Source organism: Weissella cibaria KACC 11862, assembly GCF_000193635.1.
In the GTDB taxonomy this organism is placed as follows: domain Bacteria; phylum Bacillota; class Bacilli; order Lactobacillales; family Lactobacillaceae; genus Weissella; species Weissella cibaria.
The window spans coordinates 1-17,020 of record NZ_AEKT01000043.1 but is presented as its reverse complement, the minus strand read 5'-3'; the positions used below and the strand labels follow the sequence as shown (position 1 = coordinate 17,020).

Here is a 17,020-nt window from a genome sequence, read left to right as displayed (position 1 = left end):
GCGTATCATTTTAAGCTGTATCCTTCTTAGCGTTGGTATTGGTGCATTGTATTTATACATCAGGTTTGTTTTTGGACACGAACTTGGTAGTTTGTATACGACTGTCAATGAATTTTCGAGTTACAGAATCTCGTACGCGCGAGAAGTTTTGAAGAAAATAGATTTTAATTGGCTCGTTGGTATAGGCATTGCAAGTCCAGGCTTTGTAAAAGAAATGGAAAACTTGAGTTTGGACAGTACGTTGCTTTATTATTTGGTAACTAGTGGTATGGTTGGGTTGCTTGGATGTTGCGTTGCATTTTTCGGGCTAATGCTACGCCATTTTAGATTGAAAAATAGGTTTCAAATATACGTTGGTCCCTTTTATGTAGTATTCAATTTATTTGAAAATCAATTTCTTTTACCAGATGTGAACACAACGTTGATTTGTTTGTCGATTATATGCATCGGTTTGTCACTTCCGGGAACACAAGTAGTTACGGTGGCCAGCTTAGTACATCGTTGGTTAGATGATATCTTTAATTCCCTAAAGGTGAAATCCTACGATAATATTCAATGATTTAAGTATGTTCACTTAGTCTAGGCATTGTATGTCTAGACTTTTTTTATAAATAAACAATAGAATGAAATTCATAGAATGGTGATGAAGTGTCCGTGCTTTGGGTTCAAGTAATTCAAAATATTTAGTAACAATATACTTCGTAACAACTGTACCCCCTAAGGAGTAGGTGGTACGAGACATTATGGAGGAAATTTTGTATGGCAAAATGGAAAAGTGCAGCGTTGATTACAACCCTTGTGTTGCCGTTAGCAGTTACAGCTGGCGGAGAGGGCGTCGCAATGGCGTCACAAGCTCGTCCTGATGAGACGACAATCAAGATTCACAAGCAAATTCGTTATGATGATACAATCATGAATCTTGCTGATGATGAAAAGTATTTTGCTTGGAATCACGGGTCAGATGAGGATGGGCAACATTACTTCTGGGGAGATGGAACTGAGGCAAATAAAGATACAACGACGTCACTTGGACAAAATGTATCATCAAATAATCCATTTGACTGGGAAAATTATGATCCTAAAACTTGGAAACTAACAGTAGACTATGAGCCAACTGATGATTTTGCTAATCAGGGGAAGGTTCGATGGGATGACTTGTGGTCTGACCTACCAGGCGTTCACTTCATCGGTATTCAATTACCAGATAATGTGATGACGATCGACGATGAGGGTGAGCCACAAATCATTGCTAAGGATGCCAAGGGTGGCATTGCATTCACGACATCCGACGGTAAAGATATTTACTGGCAAGACATTTTGAAGGCCCAATTGGGTGTGCAACACACGGATGAATCTAATCCATCACACGAGACGCCAAAGCACAACTTCAACTCAAAGACTGGTACTGACAAGTATGGAATGAAGCACGAAGTTAACCACAGTGCCTCTGACTTTGAAGTGGAGTTCCAACAACTTGGGGCTGCTAAGGATTTGACAGAAGCCCAAATCCGTCAAGCGTTGGTCGCTAACTACACGGACACGGATGAAACAGATCCTGTCTTTGGCGGTAAGTCCGAGGCCGTAACTGATGAGAATGGTGTCTTGTCATTCAACAACATCACAAACGGTAACTGGTTGTTCATGGAAGATTTGCAAGATTCAACACCAGGTTTGGCTGAGATGGTGACGCAACACGCCGCACCAATTTTCTTGGCAACGCCATACTTGCAACCAAATGCCGAGGTTGATTCAAAGGGTAATGGTACAAACAAGGGTGATAAGACATGGTTCGATAACTCTGATGCGAACGCCATGCACATCTATGCCAAGAACTATGCTGCTCACGGTGATTTGACAATTGAAAAGCTAGATGATGACACCGGTAAGACACTTACTGGCGTACAATTCGCGATGTTGGAATTGACGGAAGACCAATTGGCAGCCTTGCAAGAGCAAATCGATGCCGGTTTGCTATCAAAGTCAGTGACGGACATCAAGAATTATTTGGGTACGTTGGGAACGAAGGATGAGACCTTGTTCTACGGTACAACGGGTAAGAATGGAACGGTGAAGTTCAAAAACTTGACACCTGGTAAGACGTATTATGCATTAGAAATTTCAACGCCAACAGGTTACATGGTTAACCCAACGGTGCAGCAAATTTCTCTTAACAGTGTAAATGATACTACGGTTGATCCAACGGTTGGCGGTGACGATACGACTGTGCAAGCACAAGGTGGAACGTACACGGTCCGCAACGATGACAGCATTGCCTTGGATAAGGACATCAACGTGCAAAACCCTGTGACGGTTGATAACTTGGCTGTTGATGGTTACGATGCTGATGGTAACCCAAATTACATCGACAAGGCGACGAATAATCCATATTACGACGATGACACGCTTTGGGGTGTTTCACGTGGTAAGGCATTCTCATACACGGTCGATGCCGAATTGAACAAGAACATTGGTTCATACAGCAAGTTCAACTTGGTGGACTCAGTGCCATACCAAGTGAACGCCAACTCATGGACGATGTACGTGCAAATTGATGGCGTTGTGACACCATTGTTGCAAGCCGTTGATACGCAAGGTAACGCGAACGAGCACAGTACTGATGACGGTATCTCAAACGAATCTGTTGCGTACGACTCAGATAACGGTGAAGGTGTGAGTTACAAGTTTGCTGACGGTGCCGAAGACTTCGCTAAGTCACTTGGTTACACGGGCGCCTTTGGTAAGGATAAGGCTGCGCTAGAAGCCCAAACAGAATTCGTGGCTGCCAACTTGTTGCACATGTATGGTCAATCAAGTAGCTATGAGTTTGATACCGACTACCGTTCTGTTAAGGAAGGCTCAGGTGAGAATGGTACGATGAACCTGGACTTCAAGACGGACTTGTTGAAGGGCTTGGGTGAATTGATCAAGGATGACACAACTGGTCACACGTCAGTTGTCTTCAAGATTAATGCCCAAACAAACTCAGCTGCGCAAGCTGATACTGACTTGGACGGTACGGATAAGTCAATCAACAACAAGGTGACGTTGAACTACAACCCTTATCCGAACCCAACGCGTATGCCTGATCCAACACCATTGACTGATGAGGCCAAGACACACGCTGCTGGTTGGGATATCCAAAAGGTTGATGAAAACGGTAAGCCGTTGGCTGGGGCCGGCTTCGACCTTGGTCGTCGTGTCAATGAGAACAACGTTGAAAACGTGATTTCACAATTGTTGACGACGAACAACAATGGTAACGTGATGAATGAGGCGTCATTGATTAAGGCCGCGGATAAGTTGAAGCTTGCTCAAGATGGCACGCCTGCAGATAAGGTTGCGGCTGCGACGGCATACTTCAACGGTCAAGCTGAAGAGTTGCGCACAGCCGTTAAGAATGGTCAAACACCATACGTATGGTTCGTCCACTTGGAAGCACCAACTACGGGCAATCAACACGGTGAGTTACAACCAATCTTTGATGTCATGCCATCAAACATGCAAATGGGTGATATTTACTGGACGACTGATCAAGCATTGGCAACGACTCACATGTCAGGTGATGATGGTTACCTCCAATACTGTGGTTTGGCCGATAGTCGCTACGTTTTGACTGAGTCAATCGTGCCAGATGGTTACAACAAGATGGCTGACCAAAAGTTCACGTTGGCTGGTGATGAAAACTCATGGTACTTGCAAGATGAAACAAAGTTGTTGGAGTTCCCATTGATGAATGGTGATGCTTCTGACAACAAGATTACGGGTACGAACGATGATGATACAATGTCAGGCGAGTACTTGGAAGTTGAAAACCAAAAGCGATCAAAGTCAATCTTCCCAATTACGGGTGGTGTTGGTATCTTGGGTGCTTTGGCCGCTGGTTTGACGGTCATGGGATCAGCAATCTTCAACCACCGTCGTCACTAATAAGATTAATACATTAACCATACCGGTCGTGGAACTGGTATAAACATATCTAAAAATTTGATAATCTTATGCTTAGCGAGCAGTTCTGGAAACAGGACTGCTCGCTTTTTGTTCATAATTCGTCCACAGTTTAGGTGCGCTTACTTGGCACACTAAAGTAAGTGCATTTTAGGTAGGGAGAGACTGATGATCGAAAAACTAAAAGACTGGTTGAAAAGTCACACGCTATGGCGCTGGGCAATTCGCCCAACGTTGCGCGTGCAACTGGAACAATTAAACACGGCTAAGCCAACGGTGTTTTATCTCGGGTTACCGGAACATGGTAACTTAGGGGACCAGGCGATCGCCAAAGCCACTGAAATTTATCTACAAGAACAGTTGCCGCAACATCAAGTCGTGCGGATTGCGAATGACGCTGTGTTACCGTGCATTCCACTTTTGAAGCGGATTATGCAACCAAATCACCTAATCGTGATGCATGGTGGTGGCAATCTAGGTGATTTGTGGCCGGGTGCTGAAAGTGTGCGCCGTGCAGTAGTGAAGCGCTTGAAAAAATGGCCGATTATCCAATTGCCACAATCGGTATTCTTTATTGATAAGCAAGAACACACGTTATCGAAGAAGTGCTATGACGACGCAGACCGCTTGGTGCTAGTGGCCCGTGAGGAACAAGCCCACAGCGCGATGCAACAAGCCTTCACGTGTCCGTCGATGCTTGTGCCAGATATGGTATTTACGTTGAGCGGCCGGTTGAAAGAGTTGCCGATTCAACGTGAAGGGGTGATGGTTCTGTTCCGTCACGACGTGGAAAAGTTATATAACGACAATGTCCGCGATGGTGTGATTGATCAACTCGGTGATTTGTTTGACCGGGTGACGGTGACGGATACCGTGTTGCCAACCGGTGTGCCATTGGAGCAACGCGATGACGTCTTGATTCGCTTCTGGCGTCAGATGGCGAAGCACGAATTGGTCGTGACAGACCGGCTACACGGTATGATTTTTGGTCTAATCACCCAAACGCCAACCGTCGCGTTATTGAACAATAATGGCAAAATTATCTCGACATTTGAAACGTGGTTGCAGTCCGTGCCATGGATTAAAGTCTGGGCACCCACGGATGGGCCGTTGGAAGTAGCGATTGTAGACGTTATGCGGGCGCCAGTCGCGCCGGTCGATTTCTCACGTCAGTTCCGGCCACTTAATTTCTACTTGGCGAACTTTCGCAAGGGAGAGTAGTAATGGCTGAACGTGCGCGCGAGTTAATTCGTAACACCGGGGTCTTTGCGATTGGATCATTATCGACGAAACTTCTGAGCTTGTTGATGGTGCCGTTGTATACGACGGTGTTATCAACCGCTGACTACGGAACAGTTGATGTAATTGGCACGTTTACCGGCCTATTAGCGCCATTGGTAACGTTGAGTGTCTACGATGCGGTCTTTCGCTGGGCCCTAGATGACGCAAATGATGCCGGCACTGCATTTTCAAATGCGTTAGTTGTTTGGGCAAGTAGTATGCTGATTTTCTCAAGCATTTGCGTTGGCCTGGCAGCACTGGGGGTGGCGCACATTGGCTACTTCTGGTTTGTGGTTGTGCTGGGGAGCCTGGGTGCGATTTGCAGTAGCTTAGTTCGTGGCTTAGGGTACGTGAAACTATTTACGGTCGCAGGTATTGTTAGCAGTGTTGTGTTTATGACCTTGAATTTGGTGTTCCTACTGCAATTAGAACTCGGCTTAACCGGGTATTTGTTGGCGAGCGCCATCTCAGCAGCGGTAAGTTTGCTGGTTGTTGCAATGGGGGCGCGGGTTTGGCAATACTGGCACGCTACCGTTGTGCAACCGGCCCGTATGCAACAATTATTGATCTACAGTTTACCGCTGGTGCCAAATGCGTTGTCATGGTGGGGCATTGCGAGTGCGAACCGTGTCGTCTTGCTGACCTTTGCAGGCGTTGCGGCCAATGGATTATACGCGGTGGCCAATAAGCTACCATCGTTGATCAATTTGGTGTACGGGGCCTTTTTGCAATCTTGGCAAATGGCGGCAGTGAAGTCGTATGACGATCAGGATGCCGGTGCTTATTACACCAAGACGTTTGATATCGTTGCCCGCTTACAGTTGTTGATGGTCATGGCGCTATTATGCGTCACGCAATTCGTCTTTGCGACCTGGATTGCGCCAGCATATTGGCAAGCGTGGCAGGCAGTGCCGGGCTTATTATTAACGGTCGTCTACACCAATATGTCCGCAATGGTCGGGGCAACTTACTTAGCCGCCAAACGGACGCGCGGGTTGTTCTTAACAACCGTCTACGGTGCCGTAATCAGTATTGGACTGAGCGTCGTCAGCGTGCCGTTTTTGGGGATTATCGGCGCAAGTTTGGCTAGTTGCGTTGGTTTCGCAGCGGTACTAGGGATTCGCTTGTATGAAACCCGGCGCTTTGTCGGCATTCGCGTGACTTGGTCGGCGATGTTGAAATATCACCTGGTGATTGGACTACAAATTGGCCTGATGTGCCTGCTGCCAGTCGGCTGGATGCAAGGCGTCTGCTTAAGTTTACTGATGATGGGCTTAATTTGGTCCGATTGGCCGTATTATCAACGCCTATTCGTCACCCTAACTAACAAAAGATAGGTACGGTTTGTTATACTGGAATTAACGTGTTAATTTGAAGGAGAAACCGTATGATTGTCTTATTTGTTTTGGGAATTGTGTTATTAGCTTACGCTGCCATTAAAGGGGTCACACGCCATGAAGTGCGCTGGCCAGCTTTGGTAGTGGGGCTAATTTTGACTGTTTTGATGGGGCTTGGTTTACAACGCGCTCAAGAACGTCACTTTTTGATGGCCAAGGTGCCAGTTGAAAAGACGCAAAAGATTGCCCCAGCGTTGACAATTAACGGTATTAAGTTGATTACGACGCAAAAGGCGAGTGATGGTGAGCTTCGTTATACCTACACGTTGGGTAAGAAGAGCTACCAAACGGTCACCCAAAATGCGAAGACAATCGTCAAGACGGCGGACAAACAAGCGACGTTGAAGACAGAAGTGATGACGTACCAGGCGACATCTGGTTGGCGTCGCTTCATGTTGTTGGGCCAAGAAACCTTTGAAAAGGGGGCCGCAACGTATACGTTGTCAGTGCCGAAGGATTGGTACTTTGTGACGACGAGCCAAGCCAAGACTTTGCAAAACATGGTCAAGGACTCAAAGGCGGGCATTGCCAAGGAAGTCGCAGCCGAAGTTAAGCAACAATTTGCGGATAAGGCCAAGGCTGACAAAAACTTCATCAAGAACAAGGACGCCCAAACTAAGTTACAAGCCCAAATTGTAACGGACGTGACAAACAAGGCCAACCAAGCCCTTGATCAAGCCATGCTAGAGAAAATTCAAAGCTGGCACAATTAAGACATAAAATACTAGAAGTTCCTAAACGTCCCCGCGACAGTTTGGGAACTTTTTTTTGCGACACTTTATAGTGAATAAAACTATAGGGGGACGCAAACTATGGCGAAATGGCGCAATATGGCGTTGATTTGTACAATCGCAATGCCATTGGTAATGGGTAGTGGCACAGCACACGCAGCTGAGCATAGCATCGATGTGGCTGAAACGGATGTCACGTTGCATAAATACATCACAACAAACACAGTTTTATCGGGTAATGATTATTATTGGGGAAACGGAACGACGGGATTGAATAACCCGTTTACCGCTGAAAATTCAGAGTGGTCGAAGGCAGGTAAGGGTTATTCGTTTACCGCCTACAAGTTAGCTAATGGCGTGATTAAGTTGGCGACTGATGGGACCGTGACGATTTCAACTGATCGGGTGCCTGAATTGGACTTGGCGTGGTCGGATTTGCTGACGGTGCGTTCTGGTGAAACAGCCGCTTATAAGGAAGCGACGAATCCATCGACTGACGTGAGTGACAACATTGTTGAATTAAAGAGTGGGGTCACGGAACAACAAGTGGCCGACTTGCAACAATACTTGGCTAAGACATCCAGTGATCGTCAAACAGTGACGACCAATAATGATGGTGATGCCACATTTGATGATTTGGCTAATGGCCAGTGGATTGTGTTTGAAACTGGTGCACCAGATGCCGTTTCAACGTTAGCGCAACCCATGATTTTGAACTTGCCAATGAAGAATGCGGCTGCCGACACGGCGCAAGGCACGTGGTTCGATGGCAGTGGTGATTACAACGTGAACTTGTATCCCAAGGACTTCATGCCAAGCACGGAAGAGCCAACGATTGATAAGATGATCAATACGTTGCAAAACGTTAGCGTGGATGAGCTAACTGCCAAGTGGGATGACGCCAAGGGCCACCCAGTCTATGGTGGTAACGTGGTTTCTGATGACGGCGCGGCTGTGAAGAGTGCGGTAACGTTCTTAGAAAATGACAACTTGTATGGGGTGTCGCGTGGTAAGTCGTACAACTACACGTTGGATATGCAACTACCAAAATCAATCGACAAGTTTTCATCATACGGGTTTGTCGATACGATTCCATATGAAGTAACGGTTAACTCATGGACAATGTATGCCCAAATTGACGGCCAATTGACGGCATTGCTACAAGCCGTTGACCCGAACGGAAACGACAGTAAGAGTTCGAGTGACGGACTGTCACAACCTAAGGGCGATTACGATTCAGAACGAATTGTGACGCCGGATGGCAAGGAAGCCGACGTGAACTTTAAGTTTGCGGAAGTCCGTGGCGACAATGGTAAAACGGCTGCCACGATGTTTGGTTATACTGGTGAACTAGGTAAGAGCAAGACGGCGATTGCAGAACAAACGGCCTACATCGCTACGCACTTGTTGCGCATGCAAGGATACACGGCGACGTACCAATTTAATGGTGACGTGACGACGGATGCCGGCGAATATGGGGCTAACCGTGCCATTATCGATGCGGATACGGGTGAAATGCAGATTACAACTAAGGAATTGTTCCGTGATAAGTTGGCTGCCTGGGCACCGTTGCAAGATGATACGACTGGTCACACGTCAATTGTCTTTAAGTTGAATACGCAAACCAACTCGGCGGCGCAAGCGAACACGGGCGACAACAAGATCGATAATAAGGTCCAAATGTTGTTTGATAACGGCGCCACGAACCAAGACACGGCTGCCAATAAGTCGGCCGTACGTGATTCGTCATACACGACGGCCGTGGGTTGGGAATTCCATAAGACAGACAAGTACGGTAACCCATTGCGCGGGGCTGGTTTCGATATGGGTCGTTTGGTAACACCACAGAATATCGAAAACGTGATTTCGCAGTTGTTGAGTGAAGATAATAATGGTAATCCAATCAATGACACGAGCTACTTGGAAATGTTCGAGCATTTGAAGGATAGTCCTGAGTACGTGACGGAGTTTAGTAAGTCTGATTACACGACGGACGCTGCTAAAATTGCGGCGATTAAGGAATACTTGGACGGCCAAGCGGCTGATTTGCGTAAGCGCGTTGCAGAATACGATGCCCAACCAGATAGCGAGAAGTCAAAGTACGAAGTCTACGTTTGGTTTATTCACTTGGACAATGCCGCTCACGGAGCAAAGCAACCAATCGTGACTGACATGACTTCAAGTATGGAAATGGGTGATATCTACTGGGTGACGAATAACGCCTTGGCCACGACGCACAAGTCAGGTCGTGATGGTTATCTCCAATATTGTGGGGTGGCGGATGGGCGTTACTTGTTCCGTGAATCAATCGCGCCTGATGGGTATAAGCAAATGGCTGACGTGAAGTTCACGTTGTCGAGCGGGCCAGATTCGGTTTACCAACCAACGGCTGAATTCCCAGATTTGAAGGATGCCAAGGGCGTGTCATTGGGCACGGACTCACAGATTACTGGTTTGGTTGAGAACTTGGATGGGCATTATGTGCACATTAAGAACTACGCCAAGGGGATGTGGCCAGTTAGTGGTGGCATCGGCGCATTGGTTGTCTTTGCCCTTGGTGGGGTGCTGATGACCAGTGCTTACCTCAAGCGTCGATTTGACCGACGAAACGATTAGCCAAATGGCACGGTGACTTTCTTGTATAATAGGGACAAGGAGGTGACGTGATGACACCAAAGGATAAAGCAAAGAGCATCATTCACAGCGCTTCGGCCGCTGCGGGTAGTGTGGCATTATCACCAATTCCCTTTACGGATGCGGCCTTGTTAGTACCGATTCAGGTGGGGATGATTACGTCGTTATTTAAGGCGTATGATCAAAAAATGATGCAGGGGGCCATTCGTGGTGCCGTGTGGGCAGTCGCCGCAACCTCGTTTGGTCGTGGTGTTGTCGGAAACGCCTTTAAGTTCGTCCCTGGTTTGGGGACGGTCGCTGGGGCAACGATTTTGGCAACGACGGCGGTTGGCTTAACCGAAGTGATTGGCTGGGCCATTGTGAATGAACTAGAGACAGGTAACAAAGTCCAACCAGGCGATATTTTCGGCATCATTATGAATGCGGTAAAAAAGCGTTAATGGTTAACAGAATAGACAAAAAATGACGGCGGAAACGCCGTTTTTTTTGCGAAAATTTCAGTGTGAGCACCACACGGGGAGTTGTGGTCGGGGAAATGAATAAGGAGCCAAACAAGATGAAAAAAACACAATCATTGCTTTTGATTAGTACCTTAATTGCACCAATGATGCTCGGTACGGCGGGTGTTTCTGCCAAGTCAGCTGAAGCCAATCCACCCAAAGAGACGTTAGTGCGCATTCACGCGGTGACAGATATGAATGCCACCGCCGTTGATCGACGCGACCAGCATGACTATTGGGGGAACGGCGGGATTCAAGATTTGAATAAAATCGTTGAAGACAATTCCAGCTGGGAGCCAACGGTCGGGGCGACGTATGAAGCCTTTGCCTTACCAACCGGGACCGTGACGTATGAAGGCGAAGATATGAAGCCAGTCATTAACGACACCTTCCATGCCACGGTTGATGGCAAGGAGTGGCGCTGGACGGACATTCTGAAGCCAGTCCGGGCCGACAAGTTAGGTGCTGCTACGACGAACTTGATTAAAAAGGATGGCAATATTTCACCTTGGACTATCGAAATTGCTGGTGGGATGGACGTGCGTAAGGCCGTCTATGCCTTGACGGATTTGGACCCACGTACGCCACATCCGAAAGCCTTTAAGAATACCGATGCCCAAGGCTTGACGGAAATGTCATTGGCTAAGGGACAATGGGTGATTGCGGAAGACTTGGAAGCGAATATGAAGTCGACGGCATCAGTGCCAATGTTTATCGACATTCCAATGATTAAGCCAGATGCCAAGCAAGGTGGCGATGATTTCTGGTATGACAACACACAGGCCGACGCCTTGAACTTGTATGCCAAGCAATATGATCCCACAACGTTGAAGGTAAAGAAGACAGATAAGGAAACAGGCAAGGCTTTGGCTGGGGCGCAAGTCTTGGTAACGGAGAACACCCACGAAGAGCAACTGAAGAAGGTCTTACCAGAATTGTTGGCTGCCATTAAGAAGCAACCGAAAGATGTGGCAAAGTTGGTTGAGCAGTATGTACCAGAATTGAAGACGGGGAACTATGCGATCCGTAAGACGGATAAGTCTGGTGAAGCCACGTTCTCAAGTGACAATGCTGGTGAGCGCTTTATGACGCCAGGGCATACGTATGCCGTGGTTGAGTTGGCAGCACCAACCGGTTACATTGTTGAACCGCAAATTCAAGATGTTGAATTGTCGATGGAAAAGAACCCGGCTGATAAGAGTTTGATTCAAGGACAAGGGAAAGCTGATTTCATTGATTACGATGAATTGCAGGTTGATAAGTCAGTAACGATTGGTGACAAGACGTATGGTGCCGGCGCTGAAGATGGCGGTGACACGGAACAAGGTGTCACCAAGGGCACAACTTTCCAGTGGCACATCAATAGTGAGTTGAACCAAAACGTTGATACGTATATTCAGTATGAATTGGTCGATACGTTACCATACCAAAATGATTGGCGTACGATGACGTTGAACCTGACGTATCAAGATGCGAGCGGTGCGTTGAAGACGACGTCCCTATTGCAAATGACGGCGAATGGCATGAATACCGGTGCTGGCACGACCTACACCACTAATCAAAATGGGGTGAACGGGATTACGTATAACGCCGCAACGGCCCCAACTGTGACGGCATTGGGTGATGCGATGACAGCTGATGGCATTGAATTGTCAGGATCTGGTAGTCGTTATGCGGTTAAGGATGGCAAATTGGATGCCAGTCAATCAGTTGCCGACGGCACGATTATGTTGTCAGTGACGGAAAACGGGCGAAAGCAGTTGGCCACTAAGATGGCTGAATTGGTAGCGAGCGGGGCAGCCAAGGATGGCACATGGCAGTTGTCATGGAACTTAGATGTGGTGGCGAACCAAGGTACGCAACCTGGTGAGATGGTCAACAAGGTCGACTTGAATTACAAGACTGCGTTTGACCAAGACACTGATTCTGATACAGCTAAGACATTCGTGAAGGGATCTGGTACGCCGACGATTCATGATACGCCAACTAAGGGTGGTGGTGTCTTGCCATACACAGCTGGTGTGATGGGCATTGGTTTGACCATTTTGGGGTTGCTTGGGTTGGCGCACTTGTTGAAGAAGCGTCGGGCTGAAGATTAATTAATGAGGGAAGAGAAATGGCGAAAAAACCACGAAAGAAAATCAGTTTAACGACCGCTGTGTTGTTCATTGCTGGTTTGGCAATTTTTTCGTATCCGATTGTGGCACAGGCTTATGAAGCAATGCATCAGAGTGGGATTGTGCAGAACTATGAGCGCGAAACAACGGTGATGCCAAGGAAGGAAAAGAATGCGGTCCAGCAGGCGATTGATGCTGAAAATGCCAAAATCAAGGAAAAGGCGAAAGACACCGGCAATGATGCGGACGTTATTGCTGCGATGACGGAGCTGAACCAGAAAGATAGTTATGAAAATGGGGATGACAACACGCTCAAAAAGTTGGTTGGTAAGCCAATTGGGGTCATTTCGATTCCAAAGTTGGGCGGGTTACGTCTGCCGATTTTCAATAGCATCAAGGATAAGGCAATTAGTAACGGGGCCGGTTTGATTCCAGGTACCTCAATTCCACAGGCAAAGAAGGAAGGGCTACACTCAGTTATCACGAGTCACTCAGGTTTGCCGAATGCGAAGTTGTTTACCGATTTGAAAAAGCTAGAGCTGAAGGACAAGTTCTACATTGAGATTGCAGGTGGTAAGACGTTAACGTATCAAGTGGATAAAATCGACGTGATTAAGCCGGAAAAACTGGAGACCTACTTCAAGTTGGATCAAACCAAGAACTACGTCACGTTACTGACTTGTACGCCAACGGGGATTAACTCGCACCGTTTGCTAGTCCGGGGGCACCAGATTCCAAGTGAAGCGGTCCCAACCAATGTGGTGCGGGCTGAGTTCATGTGGCTGGGCGCGTTGATTGTGGCGGTATCATCAATCGGTGGTTTCTTATTGCGCAAGCGCATCATGTTGAAGAACGCGATGCTGGCTGTGGTTAAGAAGTGATGTTTGTTGTGACGAAAAAAATGATTGTGTTATAGTTGATTTACTGATTGGAGTGCCAGGTAACTGGCGCTCCTTTTGTGGTTTATAGGGGATGATTAACGGGGTTAGCAAAGAAGGGGTGACGGGGATGACAGAATATGTCACGAAGGAAGCGTTTGAAAAGTTCAAGGCGGAGGATTTTGCGCAAGTACGGCAGGACTTAACCGTGTTAACGGTGAAAGTTGACACCTTAACAACAGAAGTGGCTGCCTTGCCGACGACTAGTGACGTGAAGGTACTAATTCACGAAGCGTTCAAAGAAGCACGGGGGACCGCAATCGGTTTAGGCGTGATGATTGCGGTCATCACGGGGACGATTATTGCCATCTTGTCGTTTGTATTTTCGGTTTACGTTGGCCATTAAAACTCACCATGTTCGGGCTTATTTCAAACAAAAGTGATAAAATGATGAGAAATAAACAGAACGAGGTACAACGCATGGCAACACGAATGCAAGATGATTTTTATGATGCGATTAACGAAGCGTGGGAAGCAGATGCGGTCATTCCAGCTGATAAATCACGAACAGGTGGTTTTAGTGACTTGGCGGATGACATCGAAGAATTGATGTTGGATACGACGGATGCCTGGCAAGCAGGTCAAAACGTGCCAACCGATGACATTTTGGCTAATTTTGTGAAGTACCACAAGTTGGCAGCGGATTTTGCGACCCGCGATGCGTTGGGCACTGACCCAGTGAAGCCATTGATTGCGCGCTATCAAGCGTTTACGTCATTTGCTGATTTTGCGGCACACATCATTGAATTGGAAAAGGCGGGCTTGCCAAATGCTTTGCCAATTGGGGTAGCGCCAGACTTCAAGGATGCGCGCACGAATGTGTTGTGGGCAGATGCACTAGGCATTATTTTGCCAGATACAACCTACTATGCGCCTGATCACGAGCAAGGTAAGGAATTGTTGGCGAAGTGGCGGGCAGCGCAAGAAGATTTGTTGCCTAAGTTTGGCTTCAGTGCTGACGAAATCAAGGACTTGTTGGATAAGTACTTGGCTTTCGATGCCCGCATAGCTAAGGTTGTGTTGAGCCAAGAAGAGTCAGCGGAGTATGCCAAGTTGTACCACCCCTACAAGTGGGCTGATTTCACAGCTTTGACACCAGCCTTGCCATTGGATGAGATTTTGACAGCCATGACGGGCACGACGCCAGAGATGGTTGTCGTACCGGAAGAACGTTTCTGGGCAGCATCTGATCAATTCTTCTCTGAAGAAGCCTGGCCTTTGTTGCAAGCAACGTTGATTGTAGGCATTGCAAACGCCTTTACGAGTTACTTGTCAGATGAGGTCCGAGTGCTAGGTGGGGCGTATGGCCGTGCCTTGTCAGGAACGCCGGAAGCAATGAACCAACGTAAGGCGGCTTATTACTTGGCAGCTGGTCCATACACACAAGCGCTTGGTTTGTGGTATGCAGGTGAAAAGTTCCCTGAAGCAGCCAAGACTGACGTGGAACAAAAGGTTGCCACGATGATTGATGTGTACAAGGAGCGTTTGCAAACCGCTGACTGGTTGCAACCAGCCACGCGTGAAAAGGCGATTGTTAAGTTGGACGCCATTGTGCCACACATCGGCTACCCCGAAAAGTTACCTGATCGCTACAAGGACAAGATTGTTGATGATGGAGCGACGTTGTTTGAGACGGCCGAAAAGTTCCGTGCCCAAGGGGTGGCCTACCAATGGTCAAAGTGGAATCAACCGGTTGACCGTGATGAGTGGCACATGCCAGCACACATGGTGAATGCTTACTACGATCCACAACAAAACCAAATTGTGTTCCCAGCAGCGATTTTGCAAGCACCATTCTATAGCTTGGATCAATCATCATCTGCGAACTACGGTGGTATTGGGGCGGTTATTGCTCACGAGATTTCACACGCCTTTGATACGAATGGGGCATCATTTGATGAAAATGGTAGTTTGAACGATTGGTGGACAGAAGAGGACTACGCCGCCTTCAAGTCACGTACTCAAAAGGTGATTGATGAGTTCGATGGTTTGGATTCATATGGGGCTAAGGTGAATGGTAAACTGACGGTCTCAGAAAACGTGGCCGATCTTGGTGGTGTCGCTGCGGCCTTGGCAGCAGCAAAGCGCGATGCTGATTTTTCAGCAACGGACTTCTTTGAGAGCTGGGCAACCATCTGGCGTCAAAAGGCACGTCCTGAGATTATGCAATTGTTGGCCGCTTCAGATGTACACGGACCTGCAAAGTTCCGTGTGAATGTGACGGTATCTAATTTTGATGATTTCTACACGACATTCGATGTGCAACCATCTGATAAGATGTACCGCGCACCTGAAGATCGCGTGATGATTTGGTAATCAATGAATAAAAAAATAAGGTCTGCATTGGAATTTTCCGACGCAGACCTTATTTTTTATAAATTTTTCTTTTTTCGAAGCGGTCGATGGGAGGCGACAGCGATGTAGGCGCCGACCAATGACAAAAGGCCAAAAGAAAAACCACGTACACTCTGCAAAGTAACCGTGGTCAATCTTTAATGTTCAATTAAAGTGCGACTTCGCGGTGCTCCGCCACAAATCTAGTATATAACAGACCGAATGTGTTTGCCACCAGGCAGATCGCATTCGGTTTTTCTTTATACATTACAGTGTAGTTTTTTAGAAAGCGATTAGTTAAATTGTTCACAAAACCGGATTTCCCTTACTCAAAAATATGAAAACGCGTTCAAGGAATGGATTGTTTGCACATTTTTTCACGAATTTACATAAAAGGGTTGCGCTTAATTTGTCTTATGTGATATTATTCACGTGTAGAAAAAATCAGTTCGAAAGGTTGGTATTAACGCATGTTTGGTAAGGGTAATGAATTTTTGCAAATGGTTTTGACAACTATTTGTGAAATGATATACTAATTATGTTAATAAATGAGCAAACGAAAATTTGAAAGATTATTTAGAGGTAAAAATCATGGCTGATGCACCTAAGAAGAAAGTTTTAACGGCAGAAGAGAAGGCAGCGCGTTTCGAAGCTGCCAAGAAGATGACGTCAGAGTTGGTCGACAAGTCTGAAATCGCTTTGAAGGAATTCTCAACGTACACACAAGCACAAGTTGATAAGATCGTCGCTGCAATGGCTTTGGCTGGTTCAGAAAACTCATTGTTGTTGGCCCACGAAGCGCACGATGAAACTGGTCGTGGTGTGGTCGAAGACAAGGACACGAAGAACCGTTTCGCCTCAGAATCTGTTTACAACGCCATCAAGAATGACAAGACGGTTGGTGTGATCTCAGAAGACCGCGTAACTGGTAAGGTTGAATTGGCAGCGCCACTTGGTATTTTGGCTGGTATCGTCCCAACGACGAACCCAACGTCAACGACAATCTTCAAGTCAATGTTGGCCGCAAAGACGCGTAACACGATTGTCTTTGCCTTCCACCCACAAGCTCAAAAGTCATCAGCGCACGCTGCTAAGATTGTTTACGATGCAGCCGTTGCTGCTGGGGCACCTAAGAACTTCATT

At 47.0% G+C, this 17,020-nt stretch carries 12 protein-coding genes; all 12 read left to right on the top strand.

The window, feature by feature from the left end; translation table 11 throughout:
* Window positions 1-559, top strand: a 559-nt coding sequence (locus ESE_RS12490; RefSeq protein WP_010374030.1) for a hypothetical protein, incomplete at its 5' end; no start/stop codon positions are given.
* Window positions 560-759: 200 nt separating this feature from the next.
* On the top strand, window positions 760-3,927 hold the full coding sequence (locus ESE_RS0108905; RefSeq protein ID WP_010374028.1) for a SpaA isopeptide-forming pilin-related protein: 3,168 nt from the start codon (window positions 760-762) through the stop codon (window positions 3,925-3,927).
* 186 nt (window positions 3,928-4,113) lie between these two features.
* Complete coding sequence (locus ESE_RS0108900; RefSeq protein ID WP_010374025.1) at window positions 4,114-5,166, top strand: polysaccharide pyruvyl transferase family protein; 1,053 nt, start codon at window positions 4,114-4,116, stop codon at window positions 5,164-5,166.
* A gap of 2 nt (window positions 5,167-5,168) precedes the next feature.
* Window positions 5,169-6,563 carry a lipopolysaccharide biosynthesis protein gene (locus tag ESE_RS0108895; RefSeq protein ID WP_010374023.1) on the top strand — a complete coding sequence of 465 codons (1,395 nt, stop codon included), beginning with the start codon at window positions 5,169-5,171 and terminating at the stop codon, window positions 6,561-6,563.
* Window positions 6,564-6,613: 50 nt separating this feature from the next.
* On the top strand, window positions 6,614-7,336 hold the full coding sequence (locus ESE_RS0108890) for a DUF4811 domain-containing protein (RefSeq protein ID WP_010374021.1): 723 nt from the start codon (window positions 6,614-6,616) through the stop codon (window positions 7,334-7,336).
* Between the two features lie 99 nt (window positions 7,337-7,435).
* On the top strand, window positions 7,436-9,970 hold the full coding sequence (locus ESE_RS0108885) for a SpaA isopeptide-forming pilin-related protein (RefSeq protein ID WP_010374020.1): 2,535 nt from the start codon (window positions 7,436-7,438) through the stop codon (window positions 9,968-9,970).
* A gap of 50 nt (window positions 9,971-10,020) precedes the next feature.
* Window positions 10,021-10,428, top strand: coding sequence for a DUF697 domain-containing protein (locus tag ESE_RS0108880; RefSeq protein ID WP_010374018.1), 408 nt, complete (start codon window positions 10,021-10,023; stop codon window positions 10,426-10,428).
* A gap of 116 nt (window positions 10,429-10,544) precedes the next feature.
* On the top strand, window positions 10,545-12,587 hold the full coding sequence (locus ESE_RS0108875; protein WP_038229430.1) for a SpaA isopeptide-forming pilin-related protein: 2,043 nt from the start codon (window positions 10,545-10,547) through the stop codon (window positions 12,585-12,587).
* Between the two features lie 17 nt (window positions 12,588-12,604).
* Entirely contained in the window at window positions 12,605-13,486 is an 882-nt protein-coding gene (locus ESE_RS0108870) for a class C sortase (protein WP_010374016.1), read from the top strand.
* Window positions 13,487-13,613: 127 nt separating this feature from the next.
* A complete protein-coding gene (locus tag ESE_RS0108865; RefSeq protein ID WP_010374014.1) occupies window positions 13,614-13,889 on the top strand; it encodes a hypothetical protein in 276 nt (91 codons plus the stop codon).
* A 74-nt stretch (window positions 13,890-13,963) separates the two neighbouring features.
* Entirely contained in the window at window positions 13,964-15,859 is a 1,896-nt protein-coding gene (locus tag ESE_RS0108860; RefSeq protein ID WP_010374012.1) for a M13 family metallopeptidase, read from the top strand.
* Window positions 15,860-16,468: 609 nt separating this feature from the next.
* The coding region (locus tag ESE_RS11615; protein ID WP_010369274.1) for an aldehyde dehydrogenase family protein at window positions 16,469-17,020 on the top strand (552 nt) is incomplete at its 3' end.